The organism is Caballeronia temeraria (assembly GCF_001544795.2).
GTDB lineage: Bacteria > Pseudomonadota > Gammaproteobacteria > Burkholderiales > Burkholderiaceae > Caballeronia > Caballeronia temeraria.
Genome location: NZ_FCOI02000030.1, coordinates 82,613 through 93,193 on the forward strand (window position 1 = coordinate 82,613; position 10,581 = coordinate 93,193).

At 63.1% G+C, this 10,581-nt stretch carries 9 protein-coding genes and 1 pseudogene; 3 read left to right on the forward strand and 7 right to left on the reverse strand.

The genetic code is table 11. The features are described from left to right. Positions 1-17 precede the first annotated feature (17 nt). Positions 18-833 (forward strand): 16S rRNA (adenine(1518)-N(6)/adenine(1519)-N(6))-dimethyltransferase RsmA, encoded by an 816-nt coding sequence (gene rsmA, locus AWB76_RS30645; protein WP_061163855.1) that lies wholly within the window; start codon positions 18-20, stop codon positions 831-833. Here rsmA and AWB76_RS30650 read toward each other — a convergent pair. Then, complete coding sequence (locus tag AWB76_RS30650) at positions 815-1,069, reverse strand: hypothetical protein (protein WP_061163856.1); 255 nt, start codon at positions 1,067-1,069, stop codon at positions 815-817. The genes rsmA and AWB76_RS30650 overlap by 19 nt on opposite strands. A 148-nt stretch (positions 1,070-1,217) precedes the next feature. Here AWB76_RS30650 and AWB76_RS30655 point away from each other — a divergent pair, with 148 nt between their 5' ends. Both AWB76_RS30655 and AWB76_RS30660 read left to right on the forward strand, forming a co-directional pair. After that, a complete protein-coding gene (locus AWB76_RS30655; protein WP_061163857.1) occupies positions 1,218-2,474 on the forward strand; it encodes a metallophosphoesterase family protein in 1,257 nt (418 codons plus the stop codon). A gap of 3 nt (positions 2,475-2,477) precedes the next feature. Continuing rightward, the gene (locus tag AWB76_RS30660) at positions 2,478-5,927 is read left to right on the forward strand and encodes an ATP-binding protein (protein ID WP_061163858.1); all 3,450 of its coding nucleotides are present in this window, start codon (positions 2,478-2,480) and stop codon (positions 5,925-5,927) included. Here AWB76_RS30660 and AWB76_RS30665 read toward each other — a convergent pair. From AWB76_RS30665 to AWB76_RS41875, 6 genes and pseudogenes are all read right to left on the reverse strand, one after another. Further along, positions 5,915-6,742, reverse strand: a complete 828-nt coding sequence (locus AWB76_RS30665) for an SIR2 family NAD-dependent protein deacylase (protein ID WP_061163859.1) — start codon at positions 6,740-6,742, stop codon at positions 5,915-5,917. The two genes, AWB76_RS30660 and AWB76_RS30665, sit on opposite strands and share 13 nt — an antisense overlap. After that, complete coding sequence (locus tag AWB76_RS30670; protein ID WP_061163860.1) at positions 6,739-7,824, reverse strand: helix-turn-helix transcriptional regulator; 1,086 nt, start codon at positions 7,822-7,824, stop codon at positions 6,739-6,741. Before AWB76_RS30670 ends, AWB76_RS30665 begins: the two co-directional genes overlap by 4 nt. A gap of 262 nt (positions 7,825-8,086) precedes the next feature. Further along, the gene (locus AWB76_RS39555) at positions 8,087-9,355 is read right to left on the reverse strand and encodes a S8/S53 family peptidase (protein WP_157696242.1); all 1,269 of its coding nucleotides are present in this window, start codon (positions 9,353-9,355) and stop codon (positions 8,087-8,089) included. Between the two features lie 361 nt (positions 9,356-9,716). Beyond that, complete coding sequence (locus tag AWB76_RS41205) at positions 9,717-9,914, reverse strand: hypothetical protein (RefSeq protein WP_157696243.1); 198 nt, start codon at positions 9,912-9,914, stop codon at positions 9,717-9,719. A gap of 99 nt (positions 9,915-10,013) precedes the next feature. Beyond that, complete coding sequence (locus tag AWB76_RS39560) at positions 10,014-10,283, reverse strand: hypothetical protein (RefSeq protein ID WP_074171445.1); 270 nt, start codon at positions 10,281-10,283, stop codon at positions 10,014-10,016. Then, positions 10,283-10,581 (reverse strand): annotated as a pseudogene (locus tag AWB76_RS41875) (hypothetical protein); the annotation flags it as partial. The gene AWB76_RS39560 and the pseudogene AWB76_RS41875, both read right to left, overlap by 1 nt.

Sequence of the window (10,581 nt, forward strand, 5' to 3'; positions counted from 1 at the left end):
CATTCGAATCAGTCAGTATGTCGACCAAACACCAAGGCCATTTCGCGCGCAAGCGCTTCGGGCAAAACTTTCTCGTCGATCAGGGCGTGATCGATTCCATCGTCGATGTGATCGCGCCGAAACACGGTGAACGCATGGTCGAGATCGGGCCGGGGCTCGCGGCGCTCACCGAGCCGCTGATCGAGCGCCTCGCGACGCCCGAGTCGCCGTTGCACGCCGTGGAACTGGACCGCGATCTGATCGGCCGACTGCAAAAGCGCTTCGGCGACAAGCTGGTCGTGCATTCCGCCGATGCCCTCGACTTCGATTTCGCGTCGCTCGCGCTCGATGGCGAGAAGCCGACGCTGCGTATCGTCGGCAATCTGCCGTACAACATTTCGAGTCCGCTGCTGTTTCACCTGACCACGTTCGCGCACAAGGTGATCGATCAGCATTTCATGTTGCAGGACGAAGTGGTCGAACGCATGATCGCCGAGCCGGCGAGCAAGGACTATGGGCGCCTTTCGGTGATGCTGCAATATCGCTACGTGATGGACAAGCTGATCGACGTGCCGCCCGAGTCGTTCAATCCGCCGCCGAAGGTGAATTCCGCGATCGTGCGCATGATTCCGCTCGCGCCGCACGAGTTGCCGGAAGTCGACGAAACCGCACTAAGCGATGTCGTGAAAGCCGCGTTCGCGCAGCGCCGCAAGGTCTTGCGCAACAACCTGAGCGCCTACCGCGACGCGATCGATTTCGACGCGATCGGCTTCGATCTCACGCGCCGCGCCGAAGAAGTGCCGGTCGCGGAATTCGTCGCGCTCGCGCAAGCGGTTCAGCGCTCGAAGGCCTGAACGCAGCCGCTATCCGACAGCAGGCTCATCAGCCTTTCCAGCCGCGCGCGCTGCTCGCGAAGCAGACCGCGCGTCGCACTCACCTGCTGCACGCGGGTACGCCAATAAGTCTGGCCGAACAGCGAATTCGCCCCTTCCGCCGACAGCACGCGCTCCAGATGCCCGATCGCGGCATCGACATTCTTTGGCGTGTAGGGGCTCGTGATCGTGGCGTGCCGCTCGAGTGTTGCGTTCATCGTTGTCCTCGTGTCGCGTTGAATCCGAGCGATTGATTCTGCGACCGCGACGGGACATTCCGCGTCCCGAACATGCATGCCGGATCGGGACGCGATGTGTCCGAACCGGCTGCTATGATCGTCGGTCCCATTAAAAGGAGCGAGCGCCATGCGCTTCATTCACGCGGCGGACATCCATCTCGACAGCCCGTTGCACGGCCTGTCCGCCTACGCGGACGCGCCCGCCGACATGCTGCGCAACGCCACGCGCGAGGCCTTCTCGAGGCTCGTGTCGGTCGCGGTCGACGAACAGGTCGACTTCATGGTGATCGCCGGCGATCTCTACGACGGCACCTGGCGCGATCACAACACGGGCATCTTCTTTTGCCGCGAGATGGGGCGGCTGCGTCGCGCGGGCATTCCGGTGTACGTGCTCTTCGGCAATCACGACGCCGAAAGCGAAATGACGAGCCAGCTCCAGTTGCCCGACAACGTCCACACGTTTTCGACAAGAAAGCCGCAGACGTTTCGCATCGACGATCTGAAGGTCGCCTTGCACGGCCACAGCTTCAAGGAGAAAGCGGTCACGACGAATCTCGTCACCGCATATCCGTCGCCGGTCGCGGGGTATTTCAATATCGGCGTGTTGCATACCGCGCTCGAAGGCGGATCGATGCACGCGAGCTACGCGCCGTGCTCCGTCGCCGAACTGCACGCGAAGGAATATCACTATTGGGCGCTCGGCCACGTGCATGACTACGCGATCTGGCAGGACGCGTCGACCATCGTGTTTCCGGGCAATCTGCAAGGGCGCAACATTCGCGAGACGGGACGGCGCGGCGCGGTCATCGTCAACGTGTCGGACACGGAAGAGGTGAACGTCGAGCGGCTTTTCATCGACGTGCTGCGCTGGGAAGCCGTCACGGTGGATGCCTCGCAGGCAAGCACGCTCGATGAAGTCGCGATCGCGGTCGGACGCGCGCTCGAAGCGCTCGTCGAATCGTCCGCGTCGCCGGTGCCGCATGCCGTGCGCGTGACGATCACCGGCGCGACCGAGGCGCACGGCGAGCTCTTCGGTCTCGAAGCGCAATTGCGCGCGGAAGTCCTCGCGCAGATCGCCGCGATCAGCCACGACCGGCTCTGGCTCGAAAAAGTGAGGATCGCGACCGAGCCGCTCGCGCACAGCGAACCCGCGACCGGTCGCACCGATGCGCTCGCCGATCTTCACGGTCTGCTGATCGAAGCCGAGTCCGACCCGGAGTTTTTGAGCATGCTGAAGGACAGACTCATCGCGCTGGCATCGCAGGCGCCGAGCGAATTGCAAAAGTCCGTGCCGGAGCTGGAGCACGTGCGCAATGGCGAACTCGCGAAGCTCGTCGCCGAAGTGCGATCGGGCCTGATCGCGCAGTTGTCGGACGCGGAGTAACGCATGCGCATTGGCAAGCTCGAACTCATCCGCTATGGCAAGTTCACCGATCACGCCGTCGAGTTTCCGGCGGCGGAGCACGATTTTCATTTTGTCGTCGGTCCGAACGAGGCCGGCAAATCGACCATCAAGAACGCGATCTCGGAATTGCTCTTCGGCATGCCGCACAGCTCGCCGCTCGCGTTCGTGCATCCGCAAAGCGATTTGCGGCTTGGCGCGTCGATCGAAACGGGCGGCGAGACGTTCGCGTTTCATCGCACGAAGAGCCGCAAATCTTCGCTGTCCACGCCGAACGGGGACGCGCTGCCCGCCGATGCTCTGGCCGCGTTTCTCGGCGCGGCCGACAAAAGTTTCTTCGAGCAGATGTACTGCCTGAATCACGAAGCATTGCGACGTGGCGGCGAGGCCATTCTCGATGCATCGAGCGATGTCGGGCAGGTGCTGTTTCAATCGGCGGCGGGCATCGCGAGTCTGGGCGATGTGCGCCAGCGTCTCGCGGACGAAGCCGATCGGCTGTGGGCGAAGCGCAAGTCGGGCGATCGCGCGTACTACATCGGCCTGAAGCAATACGACGAAGCCAGCGCCGAGCTGAAATCGGCGAGCGTGAGAACGGCGCAGTGGCGTCGCGCGCATGGCGCCGTCGAAGAGGCCGAGGAGAAGAGTCGCGAACAGGACGCGCGTCGCGCGGCGCTCGAAACGCAGCGCGGGAAGCTGGAACGCGTGCGGCGCGTTGCGCCGTATCTGAATGTGTGGCGCGAGAAGGCGGCGGAATTGCGCGAACTGGGCGATGTCGTCGATCTGCCCGCGAACGCCGAAGCCACGCTGCAACACGCGCTGAAGCGGCTCGCGGCGGCGCAAAGCGCGCTGGACGTGCATGCGAAATCGGCGGAGCAGCTGCAGTCGGAACTGGCCGCGATTCATATCGACGAGTCGATTCTCGCCGCTCAAGCGCGCATTCGTGCGCTCGAAACCACGCGGCAACGCTGCGCGAATCACGCGAGCGAGATCGCGCGGCTCGAACAGGAAGTCGCAATGCGTCTGCGCCAGATCGCGCAGGACGGCGCGCAACTCGGCTGGCCGCTCGACGAAGCGGGCGTGCGCCGCGCAATGCCCGGCCCGCTCGCGCTCCAGACCGTCACGAGCCTGATGCTCGAACGCGGCGAACTCGAACTCGCCGCGCGCAATGCCGAGCAGGCAGCGGACCAGTGCGCCGCGCACGTCGACACGCTGAAAGCGAAGCTTGCGGCGATCGCGAACGGCGATGTATCGCCGGGTTTGCGCGCTGCATGGCGCGCCGCGCAGAAGTATCGCGACGCGAGCACGACGAAAGCGCGCCTCGCGGACGCGAAACGCGACGCAGAGCAGATGCTCGAAGCGGGCATGGCGTCGCTCGGCCGATGGTCGCGGCCGATCATCGAATTGCGCGCGATGACGCTGCCGGCCGCGGAGCGCATCGCCGCATTGCGCACGGAGCGTCAGGATTTGACGTCGCGGCTGACACTCGCGGCCGATCGCGCGAAGGACGCGCAAGACACGCTTCACACGGCGCGATCCGAGCTTGCCGATCTGGTCGACGCACACGATGTCGTGACGGTCGATCAGGTGCGCGAAGCACGCGCCTCTCGCGATACGGCCTGGAACACGATCAAATCCGGCGACGTCGCGCTCGATGACGCCGCGTCCGGTTTCGAAACCGCGATGCACACGGCGGACGGCCTGGCCGATCGTCAGCTCGGTTCGGTGGGTCACGCGACGCAGCTCGCGGTGCTGAAACGGCGCGTCGCGAATGAAGAATCGACGCTCGCGCGCCGCGAGCACAGCGTGCGCGAAGCCGAATCGGCGCTGACGACGTTCGACGATGCGTGGCGCGCGCTCGCCGCGCAATCGCAGATCGCGGACATGTCGCTCGACGATGCGCCGTCGTGGATCGCGTCGCGCGACAAGGCGCTGGCCGCGGCGCACGCGCTCGATGCGCGCATCGACGAGCTCGCGCGCGAAGCCGCCGATTCGGAAGCGCGTCGCAACGAACTCGCCCGGCATCTGGACGACGCGGACGCACGCGCCGATCTCGACATGCTCTGCGATCAGGCCGAAGCGCGGATCGCGGCCATCGACGAAGCCGCGATCACGCGCCGCAACGTATCCGCGCAACTCGATGAAGCGCAAGCCGAGCGCATCGCGCGTCAAGGCGCGGCGAAAACGGCCCGCGAAGCGTTCGAGCGCTGGCAACGCGAATGGTCGGCGGCGATCGCGAAAGCGGGCCTCGCGAACGCGGCGGACTCGCAGGCGGCGGCTGAAGCGGCCATCGACATCGTGAAGAAGATCGGCGAGCAACTCGCGCAGATCGACACCGTGCGCGCCGGCCAGATCGACGCGATGCGCGCCGCACTCGCCGCGCTCGATGCCGATGCAGCACAACTCGCGCGCGACCTCGATGAAACGCTCGCGACGCTCGGCGCAAACGCGATTGCGACGGAGCTGTCGGCGCGTGTCGAGCGCGCGTGCGCCGCGCATGCCGAACGGGAGCGCCTGAAGAAGGAGCAGGCGTCGGCCAGCGACCACGTGCGCCATGCCCGCGCCGAAGTGGACGACGCGAAGGCCACGCTGCGCCCGCTCTATGAGCTTGCGGGCGTCGATACGCCTGACGTGCTTCAGGCGCTCATCGCGCAATCGCAGAAAAAGCGCGAGCTGATCGCCGCCGTCGATGACGCGCGCGCCGCGTTCATCAAAGGCGGCGACGGTCTGACGCTCGACGAGCTCGTCGCGGAGGTGGAGGGCGCGGACATGCCGAACGTGCAGGCCGAGCTGTCGCGCATCGGCGCGGCGCTGTCCGAGTCGGTGCGAATCGCGAGCGAAACAGCGACATCGCTCGATGCCGCGCGCCGCGAACTCGATGCGATTTCAGGCGCGGGCAACGCCGCGCGCGCCGAAGCGAAGCGCCAGGAAGCGCTCGCCACGATGTCCGATGCCGCCGAGCGCTTCGTGAAGGTCGAGACGGCATCGACGCTGCTCAAGTGGGCGATCGACCGTTATCGCGAGCGGCGGCAAGGCCCGATGCTGTCGCGCGCGAGCACGATCTTTTCGGAGCTCACGCTCGGCACGTTTTCGCGGCTCGTCGTGGACTACGACCGTCAGCCGATGGCGCTCTCCGCGATTCGCGCGAGCGGCGAGCATGTCGATATCGCGGGCATGAGCGAAGGCACGCGCGACCAGTTGCATCTCGCGCTGCGGCTCGCGGCGCTGGAAGAGCACGGCGAGAAGGCGTCGGCGCTGCCGTTCGTCGCCGACGATCTCTTCATCAATTTCGACGATGGCCGCGCGCGCGCCGGCTTGCGCGTGCTCGCGCATATCGCGAAGCGCACGCAGGTCATTTTTCTGAGCCACCACGATCATCTGGTGGACATCGTGCGCGAGGTGTTCGGGCCGCAGGTGAACGTGCGCTATATGGCTTGATGCAGCAGTGCGTCGAGCCGCATCAACGTCTCGCGCGCGCCGCTCGCAATGCCGACGCCCATGCCCGGCGCAATCGCGTGCTCGCGCGGATTGATGCGGATGACGCGCGGGCCGTTGCGCTCGCTGAAGCGCCGGACCGTCGGCAGCGCGCGGCCCGCGCCGAGTTCGACGACCACGAGCTTTTCCACGCCATACAGCCACGCGGCGAGCCTGCGCTCTTGCTGCGCGGAATGCGTGTCGATCCAGTTCCAGTCGCCGAACAGGAGGATGTTCGGACGCGCGAGCGCGTGGCAATGCGGGCAGCGCGGCATCGCATTGACGAGCTCGCAGCGCGTTTCGTCGACGACCGGATCGAAGCTGTCCGCGGACCAGATGTCGTTCGTGCATGCGTCGATACATTGCAACGAGTCGATGGCGCCGTGACACTCGGCCACACGCTCGGGCGCGAAACCCGCGCGCTGGAAGTGGCCGTCGACATTGCTGGTGAAGACGAATGCGCCGTGCGGCATGCGCGCGGCCCAGCGCTTCAGCACATGAAAGCCGTCGTGCGGCGCGGTCGCACGATACAGCGCGAGCCGATGCCCGTAAAAGCCCCACGCGAGCCTCGGATGCCGGACGAAGCCCTCGGGATTCGCCATCTCCTCGAACGAAAAACCGTGATGACGCAACGCCGGATATGCGCGCCAGAAGCCTTCCGGTCCGCGGAAATCGGGCAGTCCCGAATCGACGCCCATGCCCGCGCCGGCGGTGATCAGCAAGCCGTCGGCACTGCGAATCCAGCCGGCGGCCTGCTCGACAAGCATGGTGTCGTTCATCGCGCGTCTTCCAGCGCGTAGCGGCTCGCGAGCTTGCGATAGTCCTCGGCGAATTCATCGCGCAAGGTTTGCGGCGCCAGAATCTCGACGCCCGCGCCGAGTGCGCGCAGCCACCAGCGCAGCTTGAGGCTCGGCGTGACCGTGCCGGTGACTTTCATGCGGCCATCGGGGAGAGTATCGACTTGCTGATCCTTCGACATGGGCGATTCGCGCAACTGATTGCCCGCGTTGGCTTCGAAGGCGAGTTCGAGCAGTACCGGCGGCTCGGGCAGGAAGTCGAAGACCTGCTGCGTCTCGATGTATTTGCGCAGCTTGAAGTCTTCCGGATAGGTGAACGACTCGCCCGACTCGGAAACCGAGCGAATCCGGTCGAGCCGATACAGCGTGCGCATCCATTCCGTTTCGCCTTTCTCCGGACGCGGCGCACGGTTCGGGTCTTGCGCGACCATGTACATCACGCCCGCCGATTCGACGAGCGCGAGCGGCCAGAGCGTTCTCGTCTTCGGCTCGCTGCCTTGTTCGCGCGTTTGCTCCGCTTTGTACGCCGCGCGATATTGCACGAGCAGTTCGCGCTCGAAGAACGTGGCGGTCGCGACCGTCTGGAAGATTTCCGGACGCAGCTTGGGACGAATCAGCGTGAAGGCGCCATCGACGGAATCGATCTTGTCGGCCCACGCGCGATAGATGCGGCTGTCCGCCTTTTCCTGCGAGAGCCGCGATTCGGCGGCCTTGAACAGCGGATCGATGTCGCGCGTCACGGCGTTCGGCAGCTTGTTGCCCGCGAAGCGCTGAAGGATATGAAACGCCACGGCCTCCGATGCGCTCATCAGGCCGCTCACGCCTTCCTGCAGACCATGCAGCCAGGGCTTGCGCTGCCAGAGCAATTCGCGGCCATTGAGCATCGATACGACGCGCGCATCGGCTTCGAGCGCCGTCAGATGACGCAGCACCTTCTTCGTATAACCGACGCGATGGCCGCGCTCTTCGAGACGCCTGCGGATCTCGGGCGTCGAGAGCCAGGCGGTCGCGTCGCGCTCGGTGGGCAGCACGCGGAGGATGGCTTCGTCGAGACTGGAGGTCATGGCGCTGGAACGTAGCGGGGATGACTCCGATTATAGGAATGGTTGAGACATTTTGTGTCTCGGTGGGGGAGCTTTCGGGTGAATCGGATGAGTGAAACAAGAAGCGCAGTCGCGATGACTGGGCTTTTGCGCAATTGAAGGCATAGGAGCGCGTATGTCCGGACGGGAGAATCGCTCGAAGTTCTCGGTTTAAATCCAAACCTAGTTGTTCGTGGCGAGGTTCAGAACCATCTTGCTCACGTAGCGTCTGGGCGGTGAGACTTCACAAAGGTGCACGGACGGGCCAACTGTCGTACTTATTGAGCGCCGCCTTGATGTTGAGAACCGATGCGCCTGGCGCTGCTAGTCCTGCACGCTGGCCGGTAAGTGGCTTGCCAGTTGTTTTCATGAGACCGACCAACGAGTCCACTGATGGCGCTTTCCCGAACTTCTGCCGAAGGACCGCGAATGCCGCCGCGACCTGGGGTGAAGAAAACGAAGTGCCCCAAAAGTAACCCCATCCGCTCTGCCCATATGTAGTCACGATCATGTCGCCAGTTGCCAGATTCGCCGTTCCGACCGGGGCGAACAGAGCCACTTTTTGCGAGACATTCGAGTAACTCGTAGGAACGGTTGGCTCGATGACACCCGTGGCGCCCACCGTAACCACGTTGCTGCCGCAGACGAGAGAGCCCGTTGCATATTGACCGTCGTTGCCTGCCGACATCACCACAGCCACGCCCTTGGCCTTGAGCGCTCCGGCTACAGCGTCGACCCTTGCGCCGTCACTTCCCGTGCCGCATGGCAGGTCACCCGCGATGGGACTGCCTGAGTCCGAAATGTTGACCGCGACAATCTTCGGGCCAATATCGGGCCGGCTCATCAGGACGTTGTTGACGTAGTTGAGCGCGTCCAATACGGAGTCATTGGGCCAGCCCAGCGTTGTCCCTGTTCCTCCGCCAACCTTGAGCGCGATGACCTGTGCCCCCGGCGCAACGCCTGCATAGGTTAGCTTTGTGCTACCAGACATGACGCTGCCAGGTTGCGCGACCAAGACGCCGGAGGTCACAGTGCCGTGAAACCAGTGGCAGTATTGCGGACTCTGATAGTTCGTCGAGTCGCGGCATGTGCTGATTGGAGAATCCGAGGGAAGCGAAATGCCCGCTGCGCTGCTGAACCAGTAACCCGCCGAAGGGTTGCCTGGCAGCGGACGGTTCACCCATGACTGGGATTTACAGAGACTCGGAAATCCGTTTGTCGCTGCTTGGCCGAAACAGCCTTCGGCCACGACCTTTGACTGACCTGCAGCATTTTTGAACGCCGGATGATCGGGGCGGAAGGCACCATCGATATCGACGACGATGTAGCCCGTGCCGTCATACGCCTTCCCGCTGTTGTCGGTGTATGTCCCGTTTATCGAACCGCCAAGGTTATAGGGCGGCGTGGCAGTCGAAGGCCAGTTTGCCGGATAGGCGTACGCGAGATGCGCTGCGCCCATGAGTACGGCTACGGCGAGTTGTTGACGGTATCTTGATCGATGTTTCTTTGTCACCTGGGCCTCCGCGAGTCGGACATATAGATCGCCATTCAGCGGCGATGCCGGATGATCCGCTTCCGATTTCGGGCCCACAACGTGAATAGTCTGAAATGGAAGGAGGCTCGCTCGTGGCATTGCGCACGTGGGAGCGCGGCAAAGAACCGTGTGATTTCAGTCCATTAATCAGTGATGCTATTGAATAACAAACGCTCGTGAGACAGACGAAGAGGGTAGCTAACGCGCTTGTGGATACTTTCCGCTTCTCGCTCGGCACGGCGATGCTCGACGGTATCGACCGGTCCAAACGGGTTTTCAGTGGTCCGCGTTCCGAAGATGGCAGGCTTGCAGAACTTCGTATTGCGCACGTGGTGGATTGCTAACAGAAGCATGAAGCGCCGCCAAGCTTGCGTGCGAATTCGTCCTCCAGCTTCTCGCCATGTTCGGCGATGGACCACGGCATGACCATCGAGGCCGTTCGCAATCGCTCGATTGCGTCACGATCAACTGTGCAGGTTTCGATTTGGTCGTTATCTTCGTCGTAAGCAATAACGACGCAACGCGGTTTAGTTTTCATCCCACATAACTTCCTCTAATACAACTCGAATATCGTCTTACATGCGGAAGCACTCCCAGTCGGATCGCGATGAGTTCAATCCTTCATGTTTCCGCTATATCACGATTCTTGAGACGGAGGCGTTGCCGTCACGTGCATGTATTGTTTGATTTCCGGCTGCCCAAGAGCGATCAGATTGAGGACTGCGACCCCGAGTCTACGGGCAAATTCATCGTCCAGACTGAAATTGAATTCATCGAGCAGAACTGGCATCTCAAGCTTGCTAACCAACAGCGGCGCAATGTGTTCGGGTTCAACTGCATGAATCGACAGGCGTTGCTGGTCCTCGTGATACGTGAGAACCACAGAGTATGGGTGATGGGTAGACATTAAAAGCCTCTACATTGTTGAAAACTATCGAAAGCGTTTTGGCGACACAATGCTAGGCCACGTGAGCCACCCATAGCGCTACCTAACGCGTTACAGAGGTCGAGCGCACGTTCATACTCCGCAAAACATTCGGCTTCGTGGGCTTCACTCACGCCTCGCGCAGCCAGTGCTGTTACATCGTCACTCAACGAATCCGGCACATACTCAAACGGCCGCGCGTCCGCGAGCGATGTCGATTCGTCGAGATTCTGAGACACACGCGGCGCTTTGCCCATCATCTGCTGCACGGTCGCGTAGG

What these genes read in the sequence shown, in the direction of transcription:
- AWB76_RS39560 (WP_074171445.1), bottom strand. Translation starts at nt 10,283, where the DNA reads ATGTCTACCCATCACCCATACTCTGTGGTTCTCACGTATCACGAGGAC.
- rsmA (WP_061163855.1), top strand. Translation starts at nt 18, where the DNA reads ATGTCGACCAAACACCAAGGCCATTTCGCGCGCAAGCGCTTCGGGCAA.
- AWB76_RS30655 (WP_061163857.1), top strand. Translation starts at nt 1,218, where the DNA reads ATGCGCTTCATTCACGCGGCGGACATCCATCTCGACAGCCCGTTGCAC.
- AWB76_RS41205 (WP_157696243.1), bottom strand. Translation starts at nt 9,914, where the DNA reads ATGAAAACTAAACCGCGTTGCGTCGTTATTGCTTACGACGAAGATAAC.
- AWB76_RS30660 (WP_061163858.1), top strand. Translation starts at nt 2,478, where the DNA reads ATGCGCATTGGCAAGCTCGAACTCATCCGCTATGGCAAGTTCACCGAT.
- AWB76_RS30665 (WP_061163859.1), bottom strand. Translation starts at nt 6,742, where the DNA reads ATGAACGACACCATGCTTGTCGAGCAGGCCGCCGGCTGGATTCGCAGT.
- AWB76_RS30650 (WP_061163856.1), bottom strand. Translation starts at nt 1,069, where the DNA reads ATGAACGCAACACTCGAGCGGCACGCCACGATCACGAGCCCCTACACG.
- AWB76_RS30670 (WP_061163860.1), bottom strand. Translation starts at nt 7,824, where the DNA reads ATGACCTCCAGTCTCGACGAAGCCATCCTCCGCGTGCTGCCCACCGAG.